Raw genomic sequence first — 24,266 nt, 5'->3', positions numbered from 1 at the left:
AGGAGTTAGGAGTTAGGAGTTAGGAGTTAGGACTGAATTGTAATTATTATGGACTTAAGAATTTATAAGGATAGACAAGAAGTAGCGGAACAGTTTTCTGCCTATTTTGTGGAGAAAGCCAATACAGGGAAGGTATTTCATGTAGCGCTGTCAGGAGGAAGCACCCCAAAGATTGTGTTTGATGTATTGACGGAGCACTTTTCCGATAAAGTGGATTGGAACAAAGTCCATTTTTATTGGGGCGATGAGCGTTGTGTGCCTCCCACGGATGATGAAAGCAACTACAAAATGACCATGGAGCACTTGTTTTCGAAAATTGAGGTACCTGAAGCCAATATCCATAGAATCAGAGGAGAAGAAGAGCCTAAAACAGAAGCTATTTGTTATGCCAATCTGTTGGAAATCAATTTGGATGAGATAGAAGGCACGCCCCAATTTGATTTGGTCATTTTGGGCATGGGTGATGACGGACATACCGCCTCCATTTTTCCGCATCAAATTAATTTATGGAACGTGGAAGACCATTGTGTGGTGGCCACGCATCCCGATTCTGGTCAAAACAGGGTTTCCATTAATGGAAAGGTCATCAATACGGCCAAGGAAGTGGCTTTTTTGGTGACAGGTGCATCAAAAGCAGAAAAGGTCAAAGCTGTTGTTGAAAAAACAGAAGGTTCAAAGGATTATCCGGCCGCATTGGTTGACCCAAAATCTGGAAATCTGGTTTGGTTCTTGGATAAGGACGCGGCAGCAGACCTTAATCCAAATCCATCTTAGCATTTTCCCCTTCCAAAAACTCCAAAAACTCGTTTACCTTAAAGTTGGTGGATTCGTACTTGTTATCGCGACTGAACGCGGACTGTTTCCGTTCCTTGCTTCGGGCAAACCGGCGGATATCCTGTTTGGTTTTTAGGATCAATCCAGGAACTGTTTTGTTTTTACCATCCTTCCCTTTGGACACCATGGTGAAATAGGAGGAGTTACAATGCTTTACTTCTCCGGTGGTCACATTTTCAGATTCAACTCTAACCCCAACCACCATGGAGGTTTTTCCGGTATAGTTGATGGAAGCTTTCAAGGTTACCAATTCCCCAACATCAATGGGGTTTAAAAAATCTACCCGATTCACAGATGCGGTAACACAGTAACTCTGCGAGTGCTTGGAAGCGCATGCAAAGGCAATTTGGTCCATAAGATTAAGAATGTGCCCTCCGTGTACCTTCCCGCCAAAATTGGAATGGGAGGGAAGCATCAGTTCCGTTATGGCGACCCTACTTTCCCGGGACGACTTAAATTTTCTCATTGGTTTCTAAATAATGGGGATTTTTCGGTCTGTACTTCGGTAATGAAATATTTGGTATCGCCTAACCAGAAAAAGGTGGCATACCGTTCTTTGTACGTCACTTTTATATAATGCCCTTGATATTCTTTCATTTTTTCTATGATTTCCTCTTCCTTGTCCTCGACAGAAAAGGAAAACACATTGGTCCCGGAAAGCCCTTGGCTGATTTGCCCTTCCCAAGTCTTGACCAAAACCCCTTTACGGCTGAATTTGATAAGTTCTCCGGAGCGGTACCCTTCACTATAGGGCACGTAGTAGATAAAGGCAAAATAACCCACTGCCCCAAGCACAATGACAGAAATGATGATAAATAGAATCTTTTTCACAGATTAAGGTTCAAGTTTTAGGTTGTCATCAGAGTCATCCTCTAGGGCACGTTTTAATAATTTTTCATCAATGCTCTTGCTTGCTTTCGCCCCCAATATTTTCAAGTTTTCCACTTTTTTGATCAAATTTCCACGACCTGTCAATTTTTTCATGGCGCTTTGATAGGTGTTTTGGACCGTTCCAATTTGATTACCAACTTTCAAGAGATCGTCTGTCAAATTGGTAAACGAATCGTAAAGTTTACCTGCTTCAGTGGCAATTTCTATGGCAAATCTTTTTTGTTTGTCATTCTTCCAAAGGTTGTCTACCAATTTTAATGCCGCCAACAGCGTGGAAGGGGTTACAATAATGATATCCTTAACAAACGCATCTTCATATAAATTGGGTTCAAAAGCAGAAGCAATGGCAAAAGCGGGTTCTGTGGGTATGAACATAAAAACCGTATCGGGGCTTTCGTCTATTAAAAGCTGATAGTTTTTTTTGTTAAGCTCCTCCACATGCCTTTTGATGGAATCTATATGCTGCTTTAAGTGGAGCTCTTTTTGTTTTTCATCTTCTTCTGAAACATATCGTTCAAAATGAACAATGGAAACTTTACTGTCCACAATCATTTTCTTTCCATCGGGCAAATGAATAAGAACATCAGTTTGGTATCTTTTGCCTTCCTCATCTTTAAAACTGTCCTGAAGGGTGTATTCCCGATCTTTTGTCAACCCAGATTTCTCCAAAATTCTTGTCAAGATTACCTCTCCCCAGTTCCCTTGCATTTTACTGTCGCCCTTCAAAGCTTTGGTGAGATTTTCGGCCTCCTGGGTAATTTTCAGATTTTGACTACGTAAGTCGAGCAATTGTTGCTTTAAAGACGAGTGTAATCCAAAATTTTCTTGTTGGGATTTTACAACTTTTTCCTCGAACTCTTTTATTTTTTTGTTGAGTGGGTTCAGAATATTTTCAATGTTCTCTTTGTTGCTCTTGGTGAATTTCTCGCTTTTTTCATCCAAGATTTTGTTGGCCAGGTTTTCAAACTCTTTGGTGAATTTTTCCTGCAACTTTTCCAATTCTTCCTTTTGCTCGGAAAGTTTTATTTCCAAATTGCTGGATTTGGCTTCTTCTCTTACCAATGCTATTTCTAGATTTGACTTTTTTTCTTGAAATTCTTTTAATTCATTTTTCAAGACAAGTTCTTGCTCCTTGGATTTAATTTCCAATTCCTTCCAAACGGTTTCGTTGGATTTGGTCTTTAATTTTTGGATGTAAATACCCACAAAAAGTCCTATGGCTAAGGCCAATACTCCAACAACAAGGTAAATCAATTCGCTGCTCATAATAATTTTTGCAGGATAAAGATAACGGATTCCAATCGATGAAATGAAGGGAAAACGAACTTACTTATTCACTTTAAACGAACCGGTCTTGGCATCAAACTGTACCATTTCCGAAGGAAATAATCGCTCAAAATGCTTTTGTTCAATTAGTTCACAAGGGTCGCCAAAGGGGTTGGCATTGCCGTCCAAAATCAGGATTTTATCACACAGCTGAATGGCCAAATCGATCTCATGTGTAGTAAAGATGATGGTTTTTTCATTTTGATGGGCCAGTTGTTGAAGCAATTTCAAAATCTGCACCTTATGGTAGAGGTCCAAGTGTGTGGTAGGCTCATCCAGCAGGATGAGAGGGGTATCCTGCGCCATGGCCCTGGCAATCAGCACGCGTTGCAATTGGCCATCACTTAGCTCATGGCATTTATTGTGGCGAAGTTTTTCCAATAAAAAGGCATCCATACTTCTTTGGATATGTTCCTTGTCTTTAGGTGTCAAAGTGCCAATCCAATTGGTATAGGGTTGCCGCCCCAAGGCAATCAATTCCTGAACGGTCAGATTCTTGGAAGCGAGTTGTTCCGTTAACACTACGCTTAGCTTTTCCGCCAATTCTGAGGGCGGATGTTTTTCCAGCAACTTGTTTTTGATTTCAATACTGCCGCCTAATTTTGGCTGAAAGTTGGCCATGGATCGCAATAAAGTAGACTTCCCAATACCATTGACTCCCACAATGCCACAGAGCACCCCAGGTTCTAGGGTGAAGTTTATGTTTTGTGCTACCGTTTTGGAGCCGTAACCAACGGCTAATTCTTTCACTTCGATTATGGAATCCTTCTGTTCGGACATTAGAACATCATTTTTCGTTTTCGTACCAAAAGCCATATCACCACTGGGGCCCCGACCAATGAAGTAATCGCGTTGATGGGCAATACATTGGCGGTGTTGGGCAACTGGGCCAGTGTGTCACACAACAACATCAAAATAGCGCCATATAAAAATACGGCAGGAATCAGGATACGATGTTCCATGGTATCAAAAATTTGTCGGGTGAGATGGGGTACGGCCAACCCCACAAAAGCTATGGGACCGGCAAAAGCAGTTACACCCCCTGCCAACAGCCCTGTGGCGATGATGATGAGCAACCTTGATTTTTTTAGAGAAACCCCAAGACTCAATGCATAATTTTCTCCCAGTAAAAAAGCATTCAATGCCTTAATGGACAAAATGCAAAGCAAGGTTCCCAAGAGTACAATACCTCCTAAAAGGAATACCTGTTCCGAAGTGAGGTCACCCACGCTTCCAAAGGACCAAAAAATAAAACGTTGTAGGCTTTCCGCGCTGGAAAAATAGGCCAAAACACTTACTAGGGCCGAAGTAATGCTACCAAACATCAACCCAATGATCAATAGCGCCATGGTATCTTTGATGCGCTGTGCCACCAGCATCACAACAAGCAACACCAAAAAACTGCCCACACTGGCGGCAATGGCCAATGAAATATCACTTAAAAAAGCGATGGAGGTCAATCCTGTAAGTAGTGAAGTGCCCATCAGCAAAAGTGCAGCGCCCAAGCTTGCCCCGGAGCTAATTCCCAAAACAAAAGGTCCCGCCAAGGGATTTCGAAATAAAGTCTGCATCAACAATCCGCTCAAAGACAATCCACCACCTACTAAAATGGCAGTGAATGCCTTGGGGATACGATACTCCCAAATAATGTACTGCCACGAAGCCACATCCACCGGGTTACCAAGCAAGGAAGATAACGTTGCACCAAAAGGAATGGCAACCGACCCCGAGCTTATGTTCAACAGCCATGCTAGCAATAAGGCCACAAGAATCAGCACAAAAGAAAACCGATATGATTTTGGCGTGTGCATTTAGCGCAAGGGTTTAAAGAAATACGGTTCGTAATCAGGCAGTAAATCGGGGTGTAAAATGTGAATCAGGTCTTTTAGGACCAAATCAGGTCGTTGTGGGGCCAATTCGTAGAAAATCAGTCCACCTTTCGCACCTTTTTCCATTGCATTGGAATAGATGTTTTTTTTGGAAAATGCCCTAAATTGTTGATAGTGTGCATTGGCCTGCTTCACCTCTTCATACGTAGTATGGGAGGAGGGATTGAACCAAAAATCGGCCTGCTGACCTTTCTCAAGCACGGCCTCCAAACTAAGTCCGATACTCCCTGTGTTTTCGGTTTCATCCCAAATGTAATCCGCATTGGCATCGGTTAAAAATTGCGCCATCCAGCTTTTTCCTCCGGCCACATACCAAACATCTTTATAGAGTCCGCCCGTGAGGACAGTAGGTTTTTCCGTTGCTTGTTGCGCCAAGGTTTTTGCTTCTTTATAAGATGTCTCAATTTCCGAAAAAATACGGTCCGCTTCCTTTTCTTTTTGAAAGAAAGGAGCAAAGAATTTGATCCATTCCGCTTTTCCCAAAGGGGTTTGTTCCACCCAATCCCCGTTATATACCACAGCGATTCCAGACTGTTGGATTGTGCTGTATGCCTTGTTGGTATCGTTTATTCCGAAACCCATTACCATTTCGGGATTGAGTTCCAGCACCATTTCCGTATTGATGTTCTCATTGGTGCCCAATTCTTTTATCTGTCCATCGTCCACTAATTTTCGGGCTTCTTCTGAGGAAATAAGGTCTGTATTGGGAAATCCGACCACCATATTCAAAACGCCCAGTGCTTCCAAAGAAGGAATGTGGGTGGTGGAAGTGACCACCATACGCTCTACGGGAGTGGCGATGATGGCATCATAGGCATCTCTTGGGAATGACATGGATGGCAATTTCTCTCTGGGTACCAAGGCGTAGGTAAAACTTTTTTCGGCTCCAGGCCAAGCCGAAATGACCGTAATCTCGGTATAGTCAGCGTTCTTTTGGATGGAAAAACCAGTGGCATAGTGCATCCCGGATTCTGAGCCATTTTGTTCAAGGGGAACAGGCTTTTTTTTCTCACCACAACTAATGAGAATTGCAAACAAGAATCCGCTTAATAAGAGATTTTGCAACTGATTTTTTACCATAGCCCCAAAAGTAAGATTATTTAACTTTTGCAAGAAAAGATTAAACAGATTGATTACATTCGCGCTGAATTTTGGTTCATGTAGAACTTGGTTTTACATGATTAAAAGGGAATCCGGTGCAAATCCGGAGCTGTTCCCGCAACTGTAAGCTGTGCCGAATCGGCACTGATGTTTTTGAGCATCAGTACGTAGGAGGTGCTTGCCACAACTTCAATACCACTGCCCAATGGGTGGGAAGGTCGTTGGCAAGACGCAAGTCAGGAGACCTGCCAAATTCAAACAAACAATGTTAAACTTTCGGGATAAAAGTTTACGTATGTGCATCATACTATTCTCCCGTTTATTCTCGTAAACGAAATGAAAAAAAGTTATTTATGGGTATGTACCGCTGTTTTGGCGGGCAACGGACTTTCTGCGCAGGAACAACAGAAAGATTCCATTCCACTGCAAACATTGCAAGAAGTGGTGGTGAGTGATTCCAAATTTGAATTGAAACGTGAAAATTCAGGAAAAACGGTGATTAAAATCACCGCCAAGGAATTGGAACGAAACCAAGGTAAGACCGTAGCCGAAATCATCAATACCAAAAGCGGTATTGAAATAGCCGGAAGTCGCGGTCGTGATGGCGATGTCTTGGGGGTGTTTGCCCGAGGGGGTCGTGGAAAACAGGTCTTGGTGATCATTGATGGGGTTCGGGTTTCTGACCCTTCCACATTTTCCCAGGAATACGATTTGCGGTTGCTGGCTCCATCCACCATTGCCTCCATTGAAATCATCAAGGGAGCGGCCAGTACGCTGTATGGAACCAATGCGGCAACTGCCGTAATCAACATCACAACGAAAAAGGCTTCTAAAAGGCCAATTGCCGGAAATTTTCAAAGCAGTGCGGGTACCAGTCAAACCGCAGCGGACCAGAACTACAATCTAGGAAGTTTTGCCAATTCGGTGTCGGTGAATGGTACGTTGGACAAATTCAACTATGCTGTGGATTTTTCCAATCGGTATAGAAGTGGGCTCTCGGCGGCGGTGACCCCAGAAAATGAGGAGGATGTTTTTTCCCATTATAGCACCAATGCACGGTTGGGCTACCAATTTTCCGAGGATTTTCAAGTTTCTGTATATGGTAATCAGACCAAATACAACAATGAATACGATGCTTCCTCTGCTGAGGCGCCAAACTTTGGAAAAAACGACCAAAAAAGGGTAGGGGTGTCATCCTCTTTTGGGTATGGTAAGGGCGCCATTCAACTAAATGCCGCCTACACAGATTATGAAACCAATTCAAAGGATACTTTCGGGGAGAGTACCACGGAAGGGAATAACATAGTAGTGGACCTTTACAACAAATACATTTTTGCTGATCGCTGGCATACGATTTTAGGTTTGAACTACAGTAAGGATAAGGCCGTTTTTTCGGATGAGGCCGAATTTACCATCGTAGATCCTTATGCCAATGTGGTCTACATTTCAGATTTTGGGTTAAATCTGAATATGGGCGGACGATTGAACACGCATTCAGAGTATGGCAACCATTTTGTCTACAATGTGAACCCATCCTATGTTTTTTCCTCTTCCGAAGGCTATGTGAAGTTTTTGGGGTCGTATGCTACGTCTTATATTACCCCGAATTTAACGCAATTGTTTGGGGCTTTTGGCGGTAATCCCGATTTAGAGCCTGAAGAGAACAGAACCCTTGAAGGGGGAATTGAATATGCTATCAATAAGAGATTCAGGATAAGTGCCTTGTATTTTAACCGAAACGAAAAGAATACGATTGGCTATGATCAAAACTTTATGGGCATTAACTTATCCGATGATATTGATGCCAACGGGGTAGAGATAGAGGCTTCATGGCTTGCAGCGGAAAAATTGACTTTGGACGCCAATTACACCTTTACGGAAAGAAAAGGGGATAATGCCATCCGAATTCCCAAACACAAGGCCAATATAAATTTGGGTTATCAGCTTTGTGAAACCACCAATGTAACATTGAACTATGCCTACACCGGTGAACGGTTTGACACCGATTTTAGCACCTTTACCGATGTGGTTTTGGAGTCATTTTCTCTAGTGAATCTATATCTTGGGCATGAGGTGATTCCAGATAAGCTCAATTTTTTCTTAAGTGCAGAAAACCTGTTGAATGAAGATTACACCGAAATCCTTGGGTTTACGACAAGAGGGCGAAATTTTAGGATTGGAATGAACTTAAACCTATAAAGAAAAGCGGCCACTGGCCGCTTTTTTTATTCGATTATAAGATTGTTAATCTGGTTGAAATCAATATTCAAAGGTTTATCCAAATACATATTGTCCCTGACAGGGGTGTGAAACCTCGAGCTAGCAAAGGATTTTGCAGGCATTTGCTGTGCTGTAAAGCTCTTTTTGGCGGAAATCCCGGTAATTTCCTCAAGGGCACGTGCCAACAGAGGCTCATTGGGATCTCCTAGGACACCGAGGTTGGCAATATCTTCCAGCAAAATGATATCCGGGGAAAGACCATCAGTGTAATCATAAAACCCATCGGCATTTTCATTTCTACCCACCAAGGGTTGCAACCCCCAACTATTATCGGAATTGATATTGTTCTCACGACTACTACTGTACACAAAACCATTTCCAGGGTCATCAACCAAGGTGATGGAGAACTCATTTTTCCCTCTAGTGGTTTCCCCTATGTGAATTACCTCAACATAAGGAGCCAGACCGTTCATGACCAACTCACTGGCAGAGGCCGAATCGTTGGTGGCGATAACAAAAACCCTGCTTAAATTAAGTGAGTTGATGGCACTGGCACCCGTGGAATTGGCAAAATAATCCTCCAATTGGTCATCACTTAGCTGTTCCTGAACTTTGGCATTCCATCGCTGTCTAATATATAGGTCACTCGTATTGGTGCCATAGACCATACTTGCCAAAAGACGCGAGGTGTTAACAGAACCACCGGGGTTGTAGCGCATATCCAAAACGAGTTCGGTGGCACCATCGGCAACAAATTCACCAAAAGCAGCATTGAGCTGTTCATTAAAATTGCTCAGGAATCGGTTGTACATTAAATAGGCAACTTTAGTGCCATTGACATCCAAGGTTTCAGCCACCAAAATAGGGTCTTCCACTTGGTTTTCAATCTTGGTCAAAGTTACCTCAGTATCGTTGTCCACAATTTGATCGCCCACCACATCTGCCATACCTAAGGTGTAGGTGGTATTGCTTCCATATAATAGACTAATGTAGTTGTCGATAGTAAGTTGTTGACCGTCCACACGGGTAAAAACATCCCCTCTTTGAATATTTTTGGTTGAAGCATCAGAATCAGGAACAATGTATAGCACATATCCAAAGACACCATCACCTTCGGAAAACTGTACCAGATTAAATTCCAGGCCATTGCTTCGGGATACACCCGAAAGATTATTGACCAGTTCGGTATAGTCGTCGTTCAAAAAACTGAATCGGTCTTCGCCAAAGAGAAGAACATCATAATAAAAATCAGCAGGATTTGGAGTTTGCTCTAAAAATTCGGTGTATTGTGCATCCGAAGAAAATCGGGTATCGGACAAAACATCAACATCGCCTTGCCAAAAATACCAGAGGTTCATGGCCTGCCACATAAAATGTTGGGTTATGGCATCAGAACCTGCAAGTAATTTGGGGGTCTCCCCATTTTTGATTTGGTTGTCATCATCACTACACGCTGTTACGAGCAATGATAGCCCCAAAAACAGAAGAACATATTTTTTCATAGCTAAGTTTTTACGGAACTCCTCAATTTTCATTCCATTATAAACAAAAGAGGTTGGTAAGTTAGGCGGCGATTTTAAAAATTCTTACGAATTTGTGCTACAAAATAGGCACATAAACGCAGATTACAAATTTTTTGTAACAAATTTCGATATGCGTCGTCGTGATAGTGTAGGTCGATAAATGCGACTTGAAACAACGAAAACAACCAATGAAACAAGCTGAATTTTTAAATGTGGTAATGCCCTTTAAGGATAAGCTCTACCGACTGGCAAAGCGCCTGTTGGTATCTCGGGAAGAAGCGGAGGATGCCACACAGGAGATTTTGCTGAAACTATGGTCTAAAAACGAGGTGATGGAAACCTACAATAATGTGGAAGCCTTTGCCATGACCATGACCAAGAATTTTTGTTTGGACCGATTAAAATCCAAACAGGCCGGGAACCTAAAGTTAGTGCACAGCAATTACAGTGATGAAAGCACTTCGTTACAACGCCAATTAGAGGCAGAAGATAGTGTAAGTTGGATGGAGCGCATCATGGAAGAATTACCGGAACAGCAGAAAATGGTATTGCAACTGCGCGATGTGGAACAATACGAGTTTGACGAAATATGTGATCTATTGGACATGAAACCCACCGCAGTAAGGGTGACACTGTCCAGGGCACGAAAAACAGTACGTGAAGAATTGATAAAAAAGCATAGCTATGGAATTGGATAACATAGAAAAATTAGTGGAAAAGTACTTTGAGGCCAATACAACGGTGGCCGAGGAGGAACAGCTCCGGGCGTATTTCTCTCAAGAGAAAGTGGCCACACATCTTGAGCAATATAAACCCATGTTCAATTACTTTTCCATGGCCAAGGAAGAACGCTACACCAAGCAGGTTCCATTAAAACCTAGCGTAAACTATTACAAGTGGATTTCCGTTGCTGCGGTGGCCGTGTTGACCTTTGGCATCTATTTTGGTAATCAATACCAAGAAAAAAAGAAAGCAGAGTACGCTTACGAAGAAACCAAAAAGGCTTTTGAACTCTTGGCGGAGAACTTTAACCGAGGCACAGAAAAAGTAGCGTATTTGAAGGAGTTTGAAGAAGCAAAACAAAAAATTTACAACAACAATTAAATCGTAAAAAATGAAAAGAAATATTTTAATCGTTTTAATCGCCGTTCTGCCCTTATCGGGATTCTCACAGTCCTTGTTTGACAGATTTGAGGACATGGACGACGTAACCTCAGTGGTAGTGAACAAAAGCATGTTCAACCTTTTGGCAAAAATAGATGTGGAAGTGGACGACCCTGAAGCCAGAGATTTTATGGACATAGCCAGTAGCCTGCAAAGTTTGAAGGTGTTCACCACCGATAATGAAAGTATAGGCTCGGATATGAAGTCTTCCGTGAACAGTTACTTGAAATCTTCAAAAATGGAAGAGCTTATGCGTGTGAAGGACAAAGATGCCAATGTGAAGTTCTACATTAAACAAGGCAGGGATGACAATCATGTGAGTGAACTTTTGATGTTGGTCAGTGATATTAAAGAGATTGAGGCCGACGGACGAAAAATAGAGACCGTGTTGCTCTCCCTTACCGGGGATATTGATTTGAACAAGATCAATTCGTTGACCAAGAAAATGAACCTTCCTGAAGAGTTGAACAAAGCAGGAAAGAACAACTAAGAGGTGTAACGGTTGACAGTGATCGGTTGCGATGTAACAAAATACATCAAACAGCTACCAATTACTGTCAGCCGATTTGCAGTAAAGCAATCAATCAAAAAAAGAACATGATGAAACATATTTTAAAAAGCGTTTTGGTACTAGGAGCCATACTTTTGGCTTCCTGTTCCTCGCAACAGAGTCTGCAAGAATATTATGTGGACAATTCGGAGAATCCTAATTTCATTTCCATAGACCTTCCGGCCAGCATCCTTAAAATGGATGCGGTGGATTTGAATGCTACCCAAAAAGAGGCGGTGGAATCCTTGCGAAAGTTCAACCTGTTGGCCTTTAAAAAGAATTCTGACAATGCAATGGAGTACGAAGTGGAACGGAAGAAGGTACGTGAAATTTTAAAGGGTGATGACTTTGTAGAGTTAATGAAGATCAATTCCAAATATGGTAAAGGCGTGATCAAGTATTTGGGAGATGAAGATGCCATAGATGAGGTCATTATTTATGGCGATAGCGATGATAAAGGCTTTGCCTTAGTACGGGTTTTGGGTAAGGACATGAACCCAGCCCATATTGTGCAACTTATGCAAGCCATTCAAAAATCAGATTATAAAGGAGAAGGCCTGGGGGAAATAGGCGATTTCTTGAAAGGTTAAAAAATACATCAATCAATAAACGATAAAAAGGGCAACAACAGTTGCCCTTTTTTTGTGACCTTATTTTTATCTTAGTGTCTCATTATAAGAACACTAACAAATCACCAACGTCATGGAAAAAGCAGAAGAATGGATGAACTACGGTTTAGACCTAGCCAAGGAATTTGGCCCAAAACTCATCACAGCCATCCTCATCTACATAGTTGGGATGTGGATAATCAAAAGAATCGTGGGAGGCACTCGAAAAGTAATGTCCAAAAGCAAATATGACGAATCCTTGCAACGGTTTTTATTGAATTTGTTCTCGTGGGCACTCAAGATTTTCTTGATCATTATCGTGATTTCCCGATTAGGGGTCGATGTCACCACTTTTGCCGCGGTAATAGCTGCTGCAGGTTTGGCAGTGGGCTTGGCACTTCAAGGGTCGTTGTCCAACTTTGCAGGAGGGGTCTTACTTATGATGTTTAAACCCTACCGTATTGGAGACCTGATTGAGGCCCAAGGGGTATTAGGTGTGGTCAAAGGGATAGAGATTTTTACCACCAAATTGGTCACACCACAAAATAAACTGGCCATTGTTCCCAACGGAGCCATGGCCAATGGAAATATCATCAACTATACCGCCGAGGGACGCATGCGCGTAGACACTGTAATTGGAGTAGGGTATGGGGAAGACATTAAAAAGACCAAAGAGGTGTTGCTGAAGGTGTTGACCGACAACCCAAAGGTGTTACAAGAGCCAGCACCCTCCGTAAACGTATTGGAATTGGCAGATAGCTCCGTGAATTTTGCGGTACGTCCCTTTTGCCAGCCCCAAGATTATTGGGATGTCTATTTTACTACCTATGAAAATTGCAAACTGGCCTTAGATAAAGCCGGAATTGAGATTCCATACCCACATCGCATAAACATTGAGCGGAAGGAGTAACAATTAATGAATAATTGAATCTTTGAAAGTAAACACTAACTAAATTGTTATGAGATTAACGATTCTTCTGGTATTGATACTTTTTCAAATCAATCGTATTGCCGCACAAACCTCGCTCAAGGAAATCGACCTCGAAAATGGAAAATATAATGTTGGATTTAAGCATTACACAACTTCAGATAGTACCAGAACGTACAGCAGAATACTTGATTATTCAAACAAAAAGATGGCCAGACCAATTCCTGTAAGTATTTGGTATCCTTCTGAGAGAAATTTGGTAGACAAAGAGTCGTTGACGGTTTTAGATTACCTTGAGATTCTCAAAGAAGAAGAGGAATGGGAATATTTGCCCAATGAACAAATATTAAATTGGTTTAATTATTCCAATACGCCTGAAAATCAAAAACACCTTATTGAACAAACAACAGCTTATGCCAATGCAGAATTCGGAAAAGAAAAATATCCGGTAATTGTCTATACGCCAAGTTTCCAAGCATCATCCATCGAGAACTTTGCCCTTTGCGAATATTTGGCAAGTCACGGTTTTGTGGTGGTGTCAAGCCCAAGTCGGGGAACCGAAACGCGTTGGTTCACCAACAACAGTGCAAAGGAGATTGAGACGCAGGCCAGGGATGTAGAGTTTTTGATGAAAGAGGCGGGGAAATTTCCAATTGTGGATTTTGATAAAATTGCGATTATGGGCTTTAGCTTTGGTGGTTTGTCAAATATTATTGTGCAAAATCGGAATGATAAGGTTAAAGCGATTGTCAGCCTTGATGGAACAGAAAGATACCAATATGGACTGCTTAGTCAATCTGCGTTTTTTGATCCCCAAAAAATAGATGTTCCATATATTCATATGGCGCAGAAGGATATTCCTGAAATCGTCTTAAGAGAAGACAAGATTGACGCTGAGCTCAATACGAAGTTCCAATTGTATGACAGTATAACAAATGCCAGGTCGTATCGCTTGAAATTCCAAAACCTTACGCATAGCTATTTCAGTACATTGGGCGCGCTCTTCGAAAATAGGGACAAAAGGCAGGACAAAAGTGATTCGGAAATCATGGAATCCTATAAATGGGTGGCGACGTACACATTGAATTTTTTAGAAGCTACTTTGAACAAGAATGAAAGCGCATTAAATTTCATTGAAGATGATTCTTCAGGAAATGGAGATGGAAATGGGTTAGTAAGCCAAAGCATCAAACAACCGGAGCAGAGTGCTTTCAGTTTTCAGGATTTTAATGACTTGGCCTCCAGCCAGAACTATCAAAACCTCTTCCAGTTATACGATGCAACAATTGAGAGCTATCCTTCTTTCAAGATACCGGAGGGCAATTTAAACGTACTTGGACTACAACTGGTCTTTAATCCTAATACTGCATCGCAAGGAATACAAGTGTTTTTATTGGCAACAAAACTGTATCCGAATTCGTGGAATCTTTATGATAGTTTGGCAGAAGGATATTTGTTTATGGGTGACAAAGAAAAGGCAATTGAAAGTTTTAAAAAGTCGTTAGCGTTAAATCCTCAAAATCAAAATGCCATCAACCGATTGGAGCAATTAAAGAAATAAAGCCAACCTACACCCCCGTATAATTCGCAGGAGTAATTTGCTTTAATTCTGATTTAATGGCATTAGAAACCTCCAAGGTTTCAATAAAATCCGCAATGGACTTTTGGGTGATTTTCTCATTGGTGCGGGTCAAGCCTTTTAGGGCTTCGTAGGGATTGGGATAGCCTTCACGACGCAAAATGGTCTGGATGGCCTCCGCCACTACGGCCCAATTGTTTTCCAAATCCTGTTCAAACTTGTTTTGGTTCAACACCAATTTGTTCAACCCTTTTAACGTAGATTGAAATCCAACCAAGGTATGCGCAAAAGGAACGCCCACATTTCGCAATACGGTACTGTCCGTTAAATCGCGTTGCAATCTGGAAATGGGCAGTTTGGCGGATAAATGCTCAAAAATGGCATTGGCCAATCCCAAATTTCCTTCAGAATTTTCAAAATCGATAGGGTTTACCTTATGCGGCATCGCTGAGGAACCGACTTCCCCTTTTTTGATTTTCTGCTTAAAGTAATCCATGGAAATATAGGTCCAGAAGTCCCGGTCCAAATCAATAAGGATGGTATTGATGCGTTTTAAAGTATCAAAAAGCGCAGCCATGTGATCGTAATGCTCAATCTGGGTGGTAGGAAAGGAGTGGTGCAAGCCCAATTTCTCTTGAACAAATTGTTTTCCAAAAGCTTTCCAATCCGTTTGGGGATAGGCAACCTTGTGGGCGTTGTAATTTCCGGTAGCACCCCCAAATTTAGCTGCACTCGGAATATCGTTCAATAAATTGAACTGCTCTTTGAACCGTTCCACAAACACCTCAATCTCTTTGCCCAAACGAGTGGGGGAGGCGGGTTGCCCATGTGTACGTGCCAACATGGGGATGTTCTCCCATTCGCTGGCCAGTTTCTTTAATTTTTCAAACACCTCAAAATAGGAAGGGACATACACCTCATTCATCGCCTCTTTGATGGAAAGCGGAATGGCGGTGTTGTTGATGTCCTGTGAAGTCAGCCCAAAATGGATGAACTCCTTATGTTTTTCCAATCCCAACGCATCAAATTGCTGTTTGATGAAATACTCAACTGCCTTTACATCATGATTGGTAACTTTTTCAATCACTTTGATGGATTGCGCATCTTCCGATGAAAAACTCCTGTAGATATTCTGCAGTTCGGGGAATTTCTTCGTATCAAAATCCGCCAATTGGGGCAGTGGAATTTCACAAAGCGCGATGAAATATTCAATTTCAACCTGAACACGGTACTTGATAAGCGCCTCTTCAGAAAAATAATCCTTCAGGCTTTTGGTCTTGTTTCTATATCGGCCATCAATGGGTGAAATGGCGTTGAGTTGTGTTAGGGACATTTTTGCGAACAATTTTGAAAGTTGCAAAGATACTTAAACTCCAAGAGTTAACGGCCTATTTGGGCCAACTTGTCCAGGGTTTTTTTGGCCCGGTTTTGATAGCCCGTGGTACCAGAGGCGTAGGTGTCTTCCAGAATCTGTCGTAACTCAGGGTGGACCCAATCGAATTTTAGCCCCAAATAATAGAGACTGGTCATGGAAAAGACCTTTGGAGCCATGTTCATGTCACTGATGAGCCAATCAAAACAGGCCGTCATGATTTTATCCAGTTGCTCATCACTACAATTCTTGAGGAAGGTCAGATCTTTCTTTTTGAAATACGCCACGCACACCATCTCACAAACACAAGCCATGGCACGGATGGTCGCTTCGGACGTTAAGTTGCCCAACATTTCAGTGAATTCGTTCAAAAAAGGCAATAAATAATCCAATTTCGTCTGCATAAGATGCCGAAACGTCCAGCTGGCATTATAGGTACCTTCTTTTTCTTCTATCAGAATCTCTTTTAGAAGCGGCCCGACCAAGTCGGGCTGAAGTGTAAGTTTGGCAACGAGTTGGTCCACATCGGCCTTGGAAAGTCTTCCCGAGTGAAGGTAAATATGTAGCTCATTTTTGGTCACAATGGCGTATCTTTATGGGAAATCTTGTGCGATGAAAATAGTAAAAAAAATAGCAATTGCATTGCTGGTAATTTTTATCGGAATGCAGTTTTTTAGACCTGAAAAAAACCAGGCGGAAGGGGATTTTGTGGCTGCTTTTGAAACGGAAACCCAACCCAATACCGAGGTAAAAAGCATTTTAAAAAGTGCTTGTTATGATTGCCATAGCGCCAATACCGTTTATCCTTGGTACAATAACATTGCGCCCGTTTCCTATTGGTTGGCCGACCATATAGAGGAAGGCAAGGAGCATTTGAACTTTTCGGATTGGGAAAACTATACCATAAAAAAGAAAGACCATAAGTTGGAAGAACTGGTTGAGGAGGTTGAGGAAGGCGAAATGCCTTTAAAGGAATACACCTGGACCCACTACGACGCGCGCTTGGATGAATCCCAGAAAAATGCGTTGATGGACTGGGCCAAAGCGGCTAGGTCCAACTACGAATCAGCTCTTCAACAAGAATAGGAACACCTTTCGCGGCGGTTTCTGCCCGTACCGTAAGATTGGCAAAATCCGTTGAACGCACCGTGGGTTTGGGGTCCACAAAATGGATTGGGATTTGTTTTGGTGCGTAGTGAACCAATCCAGCGGCTGGATATACCTGCATGGAAGTTCCTATAATAATCAAAATATCGGCTTGTTGGGTAATATGGGCCGCAGTTTCCATCATCGGAACCATTTCCCCGAACCAAACAATATGGGGACGTAGTTGATGCCCATCTTTATCCACGTCACCCAGGACCAAATCCGTGTTCCAATCCAAAATATAGGTTTCATCGCGGGTGCTGCGCACCTTAAACAGCTCGCCATGGAGGTGCACTACATGCGAACTACCTGCTTGTTCGTGGAGGTTGTCCACATTTTGTGTGACGATGCTTACATCAAAATGCTGTTCCAATGTGGCCAACGCCAAATGCCCTGCATTGGGACTAACTTCCAACAACTGCCGTCTCCGCTGGTTGTAAAAATCCAATACCAACTCTGGATTCCAGGCAAAACCTTGAGGTGAAGCCACTTCCATAACATCATGACCTTCCCAAAGTCCATCGGCATCCCTAAAGGTCTTTAGACCACTTTCGGCACTCATTCCAGCTCCGGTAAGGACAACGACTTTCTTTTTGGGCATGTTATTGGGTTTTTAAAGTATTCATTTAATTCGACAAAAAGGTTCGGACATCCTGCGCCAATTTTACAAGGTCGGGCTCATGGGTATACATCATATGACCTGCCTCGTAATAGAACATCTGTATTTTGTCTCGTTCAATACCGTTTCGGGAAAAGGTATATTCTGCATCAAAAAACGGACAAATCAAATCGTAATAGCCACTGGCTACCATCACCTTCATACCCGTATTTCTTCGCATGGTCTCGCCCAGTTTTTGGGACACATTTACATACGAAGGTTCCCAACCCTTTTCCTTGGCTACTGGTTTCCAGTTCCATTTGTCGTAAATAGCATCATTGCCGGTCAAGTAAGGCCTGTCCATTTTCACATGGAGTGTTGTGGCAAAATAATGGTTGAGGGCAGCTGTATAGGCCGAGCTTATCTGATAGCTGGCGGGATCACCAAGATGTGGCCCGTCCGATAGTTTATCGACTTCGTCGCCCATAAAGCGTCCATCCAAACGACCCACGGTAAGGCCTTCATCAGACAAGAGTTGTTTTTGGAAACGAGGCACCAAAACCCTTAGGTTAGATTTTAGGATATACGCTTTGTCCAAGCCCATAAAATAGCCAAGTTGGTCGGCAATCTTATTTTTTTCAGCATCTGTTAGGAGGGAACCTTTGTAGAGTGCAGGAGCATAGGTGTTGTAGGTGAAATCTCGACATTCATCCACAAAGGCCTCCAAGGATTTGTCTTGCCCCGCCTTTTTGTGGTACCAGGCTGTGGCGGCCATACTGGGCAGATAGGTGAGATAGGAAGTAATGTTATTATGAACCGATGTGGAACCTGCATAATCCAGTGCCTGTGAAATTAAAATCAGGCCGTTTAGGGCCATATCCTGACCGTTGCCTTCCAAGGCGTTGGCCACTCCTGCAGCTCTGGTGGTTCCAAAACTTTCTCCAATGATGTATTTTGGGGAAATCCAGCGGTTGTTGTCATTGATCCATTGCCGCATAAATTGCGCAACGGAATTGGCATCTGCGGTTAGCCCCCAAAAATCCTCAACCTTGCCCTTTCCAATCACTTTACTGTAACCGGTACCCACGGGATCAATAAAAACCAAATCGGTAAGGTCCAAAATGCCATTAGTATTGTTGATGAGGGTGTACGGAGCAGCTCCATCGTCCACAGTGGCATCGGAATCCACTTTGACCAATTGCGGACCAAACATGCCCATATGCAACCAAACCGATGCTGACCCAGGCCCACCGTTGAACACAAAAGTGACGGGTCGTTTTGCGACATCAACAGTGCCGGTTTGCACATACGCCACCGACCACAGGGAAGCTACGGATTCCCCGGATTCATTTTTCAGAAAGGTTTCGGAGGCAATGGCCTTGTATTTGATCAATTTACCGCCATTGGTAATCTGGTGGGTGCTTTCAAAAGACTTTGGCTCCGGTACGGAAAGCGAATCTTTTTCTGTTTTCTGCGCGAAAACAGGCACTACCATCAGCAAGCTGACCAAGAGAACATGTATTTTTTTCATGGTGTTGGGTTTGTTCCGATAAATATAGGAAAAGGGCAGGGGATTCTGAGAGTGCTCTAAAATGATGCGGCAAAAAATGTTCAGGTGCTTATAACGGCTCAGTAAGTACAACTGTTTTTGGCTTGGCAATTATATTAGGTAATCCATTTATGGTAAAAAAGATTATGTTTTAAGGCCATAAATAGGTTTAATTTTCTATTTCAAGGTAAAGACTGCTTAATTGGAATAAAGGTTGAAAAACTCTGTAGCGTCCCTAATATTTTGTATGTTCAGAATCCAACAAACTTCAGATAAATCAGAGAAGTCCAATCCTCCTGCCGAAATAGCTTGGTTGTTGTATCGTCCTTCTTTGCCATTGTAGGTGTTGGATATTTCAATCGCAAGTTCCCAAGTTTCAATCACTTTAGGATTGGTCATATTCTTGTTCCAATTGGTATACTCAGCATCCCTAAATCCCGGAGATCCATTTCCAACTACATTGCCATCAGGAATTTTTATGTAATCTGAATGTTTTTTGACAAATTCAAGACTTTCGGGAGAGGTTGATTCTTCATTCCAATTGCTGTGTTGGACTACATGAATTCGTTCTGATGTAGTTATTTCAGGGAAATCGGTATGAACGGCCTTAATTAGTTCTGCAGTGAAGTCTGATTGGCCTGCCTCTGCAATCCAAATATCACCTTGTTTGTCAAAGGTTGACTTGAGTATGGTTTTGACACGTTCAACGGCAGGATGTATATTCTCGTGTGCATCTGTCCAATTCTCTCCAAAGGCGAGTTCAAATAAGTTATTTGGAGGAACGTAGAGCCCCTCTTGTATACCGTAGGTGCCAGCTACTGCGTGGTAATTGACTTTACTAAAGCTTGAATCGGTCAATAGGGTGGCAAAAGCGGCAACCGTATGTAAATCATCCACATCGGTCTTGCAGTCAAATTGTGCCAATAACAAATCTTTTTCAAAATTGAAGCCAGACTTTTCCGAATCATCAACATGAACGGGTTTAGTTGTGAAAGAAAGAAAAACAGCCATTACACCAATGGATACAGCTATTTTAAAAGCTATCACTTTTTTATGGTTAGTTCCCTGTCTTATCATTGTTAGGTGCTTTTATTGGATGCAGCCCTAAGATAGCAAATCCATTTTTCAAGGCTTCCCATTTTTAAATTTTCCTATCTTGTTTTCATGTTCGATGATGACCTGCTCACTTATTTGGAAACCTACCTTACTGAAGAACGGAAACAGCGTTTTTTGGACGTACTGCAAAACCGCACTCGACTGCTTACCGTAGCCATTGAAGATGTTTTCCAAATGCACAATACCAGTGCCATTATCCGAAGCTGTGATGTGTTTGGCATTCAAGATGTGCATGTGGTGGAAGACCGTTTTGGTAAACGGTTGGACAAAAATATAGCCGTGGGAGCAGAGCAGTGGGTGGATGTGTATCGTTATCGGACTACGTCCGAATGTATCGATAAACTAAAAAGTGATGGCTACCAAATCATAGCCACCACACCCCATGATGATTCCCAATTGTTACCTGATTTTTGCCCTAAGACCAAAACTGCCCTCTTTTTCGGTACCGAGAAGGAAGGGTTGAGCGAGGAAGTGATGCAACGGGCCGATGGGTTCCTAAAAATTCCCATGGTGGGTTTTTCCGAAAGTTTGAATGTTTCCGTTTCCGCGGCCATCATTATTCAAGAGTTGGCCCAAAAGGTGAGGGCTTCTTCATTGGATTGGCATTTATCCGACATCGAGATTTTAGAGAAACGATTGGACTGGACCAAAAAGTCCATCAAAAATGTGAAGGGCATCATCAAAAGGTATTTGAGCGATTAAACTTTTTTGTATTTTTAACTGGTAACCAATCATTTACAACCATGACAACAACACTTTATATTTTAGTAGGGATTGTACTGCTGATACTTATTTTGGCCGTTATTGCGCCAAAGACCTATAATGTTTCCCGCTCCATTGAAATTGCCAAGCCCAAATCCACTGTTTTTACGTATTTAAGGTCGCTTAAAAAACAGGGCGAATGGTCTCCTTGGGGCAAAAGAGACCCCAATATGGAGCAAAAATTTACGGGAACGGATGGTGAGGTGGGCTCCATGAACTATTGGAATGGCAACAAAGAAGTAGGAGAAGGAGAACAGGAAATTACAAATATTGTGGATGGTGAACGTATCGAATCCGAACTTCGATTTTTAAAACCTTGGAAGTCCACTTCGGACGCCTATATCGTTACTGAAGAAGTAGATGCAAGCACCACCAAGGTGACGTGGGGTTTCTCGGGAAAAAACAAGTTTCCCATGAGTATTATGATGCTGTTTATGAACATGGACAAGGCCGTTGGAAAAGATTTTGAGGAAGGTCTTGCCAGTCTTAAGGAACTATTGGAAAAATAAGCTTGGCACTTTATTCCACCAACTCCAACAGTGCTATATCAAAGTCATTTTCCAAAATGACCTTTCCGTTGGCAACGGTGACTTCGGTTTCGGAATAGGTGTCGTACAATTTGGTGCCATCGCCAAAGAATCCCTTTACCCAAAGTGACTTTTTACCTTTAGGTAAGTTGAGGCCAACCACCACTTTATCCCGATAGTCACCAGTATCATACGTTCTGGAGAACACGTAGGGCGATTTGGCCAAACGTTTGTGTTTTCCAGCACCAATAGCAGGGTGATCTCGCCGGAATTTCCCCAATTTTTGCCAGTGTTTATGGATTTTTTGGATTTCAGGAACGCTATCCAGTTCTTCCCAGTTCATAAAAGAACGGAGTGTGGCATCTCCTTGAGCACCTTCAATGACAAGATTTCGAGAGGTCTCATCACCATAATACACCTGTGAGGCACCAGGGGTCAAGAGCAGTACATTTGCCGCGCGATAAGGTTTTTTCCGTTCCTTGTCATAGGGTGAGCCATCATCATGTGAAGTCAAATAATTCAGAACACTTTTGTCTTTTAATTTGGTGTGCAGCAACCCACTGTATTTTTTGAATATGGTTTCGTAGCTTTTGTCAGCATCGGTTTTCAACTCAAAATTGATAAGGCTTTTAAAACCGTAATCGAAGAAATCTACCTTTTTATCACCAAAATCAAAATCTCGACCTCCTGAAATACCGTAATTGTAGACTTCCCCGACCATATAAAAAGGATTGTTGTCCAAAATTTGGTTTTGGTGTTTTTTCTTCCAGGTTTCAAAGGCATAGTTTGCCTCTTTGTGCAGGTCTTCCCATGCATTTTCGTTAACGTGCTTTACGGTATCCACCCGAAATCCATCCACACCATAATCATTGATGTAATCCGTTAACCATTTGATGATGTAGTATCGGGGTGCCCTGGGATATCCGGTACGTTCAAAGAAGAGCTGTAACTCGTCCAATTCCTTGCTCAAACGACCTTCATCTTTCCATTTGGCCAATAGAGCGTCTGGAAGCTCCACATTTTCATCAGATTCAGTAAGAATATCTGGTAAGTTTTCCACCAAAGTGCATGCGGTGGTGTTTTCATACGTGGTGAACTCGCATGTGGGGCCTGTCCGCACCCAATTTTCGGGCCATACAGAGTCTTTGTCCGTAACAGGGCCTGTATGGTTCAGTACTACATCCAAGAGGATTCTGATGCCTTTGGCATGGGCAGCTTTTACCAAGTTCTCCAAATCAGCCCGGGTACCAAAATTGGGGTCAAGTGAGGTCCAATCCTTGGTCCAATAGCCGTGGTATCCATAGGTGTTGCCTGTTCCTTCATTGGTGGCACCGTGCACTTGTTCCACCAAAGGGGTGAGCCAAATGGCATTTATGCCCAATTCGGTAAAATAACCTGCTTCAATTTTCTGGGTAACGCCCACAATGTCTCCACCTTCAAACCCGCGAAGTACGCCGGTTTCCTCGGTTCTTTCAAAATTAACATCGTTATCGGGATTTCCGTTGTTAAAGCGGTCCGTTAAGAGAAAATAGATATTGGCACCTTCCCAAACAAAGGGCACCTCTTTTTTAGGCACCTCCTGCTCAACTACCTGCTCTGCCTTCTGCTGTTTTTTTTTAACCTCCCTACAGCCTATAAAAAAGGGTAGTATAGACATGATAACAAGTAGTTTTTTCATGTATTTGGGATTTTGTCTAAAGCTATAAAATGAATACGAAATTCTAAAATTTATTTAGCGCCTCAGGACATTGGCCCAAAATTGGAATGGTCAAGGTTTAATTTCTATTGAGTACTTTATACTCTTCATAACAGCTTGAGATGGCATCCAAAATCTGGAGATCATTGGCTGTGTTGATAAAGGATTTGGAATAATTGCAGTTGTTAAGGATGTCTTCAATATCCACTTTTTCCAACTGCAGCAGTTCGGTAAGGACCTCACGGTCAAATTTGGAAGCAAGAAGGTTTCTGATCTCATCATCTGCTTTCATTTGTTGCAATTTCCGCAACTGTCTCGGTTTTTTGCCAAAGAGGTTCCGTAAAAGGTCGGCCGGGTTCAAGATGGCGCCCAACACCTTGGTCACGGCGCTGGGGCTTTTGTTCCCTGCTTCATAACTGGTATTTAACCCTGAAATGCTATACTGATAGGCATTGTTGACAGGAAGGTTCTTTACATCAATTTCCAGATAACCGGTAAGCTGATAGGGAGTCACGATCACTTCTTCCAAAGCATAGGCCAATTCGGTCAACGCTATTTTGGTATCCTTGATCTTGAACATATCATTGGTTACCCGCACTTTTTGTGATTTAAAACCCAGATAACTCAGATAAAGGGTGTCGTTCACCGCTGCCTCAATGGTAAATTGCCCTTTTTGGTTTGTGATGGTGCCTATAACCTGGTTCAGGTTAATGACGTGCACACTTTCCAAAGGAAAATCGGTCTGTGCGTTGACCACAGTAACGGTCAGTTCTTCCAAAGCGGGAGCTTCATCCTCGTTCTGGGCCAAGCACAACAAAGGGATAGTGGCAAAAAGTGTAAGTAGAATTCTTCTCATGCAATCTTTGTAGGTATAAAAGTACTAAACA

General features: G+C 42.4%; 25 protein-coding genes and 1 riboswitch. Of the genes, 11 read left to right on the top strand and 14 right to left on the bottom strand.

The genetic code is table 11. From position 1 onward, the window contains the following. Positions 1–48 precede the first annotated feature (48 nt). Positions 49–774 (top strand): 6-phosphogluconolactonase, encoded by a 726-nt coding sequence (gene pgl / locus FG28_RS18725; RefSeq protein ID WP_036385539.1) that lies wholly within the window; start codon positions 49–51, stop codon positions 772–774. Here pgl and FG28_RS18720 read toward each other — a convergent pair. Genes FG28_RS18720 through FG28_RS18695 form a run of 6 tightly spaced genes read right to left on the bottom strand, consistent with a single transcriptional unit; the run spans position 755 to position 6,005 of the window. Continuing rightward, positions 755–1,300, bottom strand: coding sequence for an acyl-CoA thioesterase (locus FG28_RS18720; RefSeq protein ID WP_036385537.1), 546 nt, complete (start codon positions 1,298–1,300; stop codon positions 755–757). The two genes, pgl and FG28_RS18720, sit on opposite strands and share 20 nt — an antisense overlap. After that, entirely contained in the window at positions 1,297–1,665 is a 369-nt protein-coding gene (locus FG28_RS18715) for a hypothetical protein (protein ID WP_036385535.1), read from the bottom strand. Before FG28_RS18715 ends, FG28_RS18720 begins: the two co-directional genes overlap by 4 nt. A gap of 3 nt (positions 1,666–1,668) precedes the next feature. Next, positions 1,669–2,991 (bottom strand): DNA recombination protein RmuC, encoded by a 1,323-nt coding sequence (rmuC, locus tag FG28_RS18710; protein WP_036385531.1) that lies wholly within the window; start codon positions 2,989–2,991, stop codon positions 1,669–1,671. Between the two features lie 60 nt (positions 2,992–3,051). After that, positions 3,052–3,831 (bottom strand): ABC transporter ATP-binding protein, encoded by a 780-nt coding sequence (locus tag FG28_RS18705; RefSeq protein ID WP_036385529.1) that lies wholly within the window; start codon positions 3,829–3,831, stop codon positions 3,052–3,054. Continuing rightward, positions 3,831–4,862: an iron ABC transporter permease gene (locus FG28_RS18700; RefSeq protein ID WP_036385527.1), complete on the bottom strand. Its 1,032-nt coding sequence runs from the start codon at positions 4,860–4,862 to the stop codon at positions 3,831–3,833. Before FG28_RS18700 ends, FG28_RS18705 begins: the two co-directional genes overlap by 1 nt. Continuing rightward, a complete protein-coding gene (locus tag FG28_RS18695) occupies positions 4,863–6,005 on the bottom strand; it encodes an ABC transporter substrate-binding protein (RefSeq protein WP_231562655.1) in 1,143 nt (380 codons plus the stop codon). Positions 6,006–6,075: 70 nt separating this feature from the next. After that, positions 6,076–6,309: riboswitch (cobalamin riboswitch) on the top strand. Between the two features lie 68 nt (positions 6,310–6,377). On the opposite strand from FG28_RS18695, the gene FG28_RS18690 reads away from it, so the two are divergent. Further along, positions 6,378–8,240 carry a TonB-dependent siderophore receptor gene (locus FG28_RS18690; protein WP_036385523.1) on the top strand — a complete coding sequence of 621 codons (1,863 nt, stop codon included), beginning with the start codon at positions 6,378–6,380 and terminating at the stop codon, positions 8,238–8,240. A gap of 26 nt (positions 8,241–8,266) precedes the next feature. Here the strand turns inward: FG28_RS18690 and FG28_RS18685 are convergent, their stop codons facing one another. Further along, on the bottom strand, positions 8,267–9,763 hold the full coding sequence (locus FG28_RS18685) for a S41 family peptidase (RefSeq protein ID WP_036386879.1): 1,497 nt from the start codon (positions 9,761–9,763) through the stop codon (positions 8,267–8,269). Positions 9,764–9,972: 209 nt separating this feature from the next. On the opposite strand from FG28_RS18685, the gene FG28_RS18680 reads away from it, so the two are divergent. The 6 genes from FG28_RS18680 to FG28_RS18655 all read left to right on the top strand — a co-directional run bounded on the left by FG28_RS18680 (position 9,973) and on the right by FG28_RS18655 (position 14,595). Further along, entirely contained in the window at positions 9,973–10,482 is a 510-nt protein-coding gene (locus tag FG28_RS18680; protein ID WP_036385521.1) for an RNA polymerase sigma factor, read from the top strand. Further along, entirely contained in the window at positions 10,469–10,888 is a 420-nt protein-coding gene (locus tag FG28_RS18675) for a hypothetical protein (RefSeq protein WP_036385519.1), read from the top strand. The genes FG28_RS18680 and FG28_RS18675 overlap by 14 nt, the downstream gene beginning before the upstream one ends. Positions 10,889–10,898: 10 nt before the next feature. Then, positions 10,899–11,438 (top strand): DUF4252 domain-containing protein, encoded by a 540-nt coding sequence (locus tag FG28_RS18670; RefSeq protein ID WP_036385517.1) that lies wholly within the window; start codon positions 10,899–10,901, stop codon positions 11,436–11,438. A gap of 110 nt (positions 11,439–11,548) precedes the next feature. Further along, the gene (locus FG28_RS18665; protein WP_036386878.1) at positions 11,549–12,088 is read left to right on the top strand and encodes a DUF4252 domain-containing protein; all 540 of its coding nucleotides are present in this window, start codon (positions 11,549–11,551) and stop codon (positions 12,086–12,088) included. Between the two features lie 112 nt (positions 12,089–12,200). Then, positions 12,201–13,016, top strand: coding sequence for a mechanosensitive ion channel family protein (locus FG28_RS18660; RefSeq protein ID WP_036385516.1), 816 nt, complete (start codon positions 12,201–12,203; stop codon positions 13,014–13,016). 49 nt (positions 13,017–13,065) lie between these two features. Beyond that, positions 13,066–14,595, top strand: coding sequence for a tetratricopeptide repeat protein (locus tag FG28_RS18655; RefSeq protein ID WP_036385514.1), 1,530 nt, complete (start codon positions 13,066–13,068; stop codon positions 14,593–14,595). A gap of 7 nt (positions 14,596–14,602) precedes the next feature. Here FG28_RS18655 and purB read toward each other — a convergent pair whose 3' ends face one another. Continuing rightward, positions 14,603–15,946, bottom strand: a complete 1,344-nt coding sequence (purB, locus tag FG28_RS18650; RefSeq protein WP_036385512.1) for an adenylosuccinate lyase — start codon at positions 15,944–15,946, stop codon at positions 14,603–14,605. A gap of 47 nt (positions 15,947–15,993) precedes the next feature. Next, on the bottom strand, positions 15,994–16,566 hold the full coding sequence (locus FG28_RS18645; RefSeq protein WP_036385510.1) for a hypothetical protein: 573 nt from the start codon (positions 16,564–16,566) through the stop codon (positions 15,994–15,996). Positions 16,567–16,597: 31 nt separating this feature from the next. Between FG28_RS18645 and FG28_RS18640 the strand changes: the two genes are divergently transcribed. Then, the gene (locus tag FG28_RS18640) at positions 16,598–17,071 is read left to right on the top strand and encodes a heme-binding domain-containing protein (RefSeq protein ID WP_036386877.1); all 474 of its coding nucleotides are present in this window, start codon (positions 16,598–16,600) and stop codon (positions 17,069–17,071) included. On the opposite strand, the gene FG28_RS18635 is transcribed toward FG28_RS18640, so the two are convergent. The 3 genes from FG28_RS18635 to FG28_RS18625 all read right to left on the bottom strand — a co-directional run bounded on the left by FG28_RS18635 (position 17,034) and on the right by FG28_RS18625 (position 20,325). Next, positions 17,034–17,732: an NAD-dependent deacylase gene (locus FG28_RS18635; RefSeq protein ID WP_036385509.1), complete on the bottom strand. Its 699-nt coding sequence runs from the start codon at positions 17,730–17,732 to the stop codon at positions 17,034–17,036. The genes FG28_RS18640 and FG28_RS18635 overlap by 38 nt on opposite strands. A 25-nt stretch (positions 17,733–17,757) precedes the next feature. Further along, positions 17,758–19,260, bottom strand: a complete 1,503-nt coding sequence (locus FG28_RS18630; RefSeq protein ID WP_036385507.1) for a S10 family peptidase — start codon at positions 19,258–19,260, stop codon at positions 17,758–17,760. A 216-nt stretch (positions 19,261–19,476) separates the two neighbouring features. Next, positions 19,477–20,325 (bottom strand): hypothetical protein, encoded by an 849-nt coding sequence (locus tag FG28_RS18625; RefSeq protein ID WP_156102331.1) that lies wholly within the window; start codon positions 20,323–20,325, stop codon positions 19,477–19,479. 117 nt (positions 20,326–20,442) lie between these two features. Between FG28_RS18625 and FG28_RS18620 the strand changes: the two genes are divergently transcribed. After that, complete coding sequence (locus FG28_RS18620; RefSeq protein WP_036385505.1) at positions 20,443–21,096, top strand: RNA methyltransferase; 654 nt, start codon at positions 20,443–20,445, stop codon at positions 21,094–21,096. Positions 21,097–21,137: 41 nt separating this feature from the next. Continuing rightward, positions 21,138–21,665, top strand: a complete 528-nt coding sequence (locus FG28_RS18615) for an SRPBCC family protein (RefSeq protein ID WP_036385504.1) — start codon at positions 21,138–21,140, stop codon at positions 21,663–21,665. 10 nt (positions 21,666–21,675) lie between these two features. Here FG28_RS18615 and FG28_RS18610 read toward each other — a convergent pair whose 3' ends face one another. Beyond that, complete coding sequence (locus tag FG28_RS18610) at positions 21,676–23,361, bottom strand: alpha-amylase family glycosyl hydrolase (protein WP_036385503.1); 1,686 nt, start codon at positions 23,359–23,361, stop codon at positions 21,676–21,678. A gap of 97 nt (positions 23,362–23,458) precedes the next feature. Beyond that, positions 23,459–24,235 (bottom strand): carboxypeptidase-like regulatory domain-containing protein, encoded by a 777-nt coding sequence (locus tag FG28_RS18605; protein WP_036385501.1) that lies wholly within the window; start codon positions 24,233–24,235, stop codon positions 23,459–23,461. Between the last annotated feature and the right edge of the window lie 31 nt (positions 24,236–24,266).

The organism is Muricauda sp. MAR_2010_75 (genome assembly GCF_000745185.1).
In the GTDB taxonomy this organism is placed as follows: domain Bacteria; phylum Bacteroidota; class Bacteroidia; order Flavobacteriales; family Flavobacteriaceae; genus Flagellimonas.
Note: the sequence above shows the minus strand (reverse complement) of the source record. Positions and strands in the feature narration are given on the sequence as shown.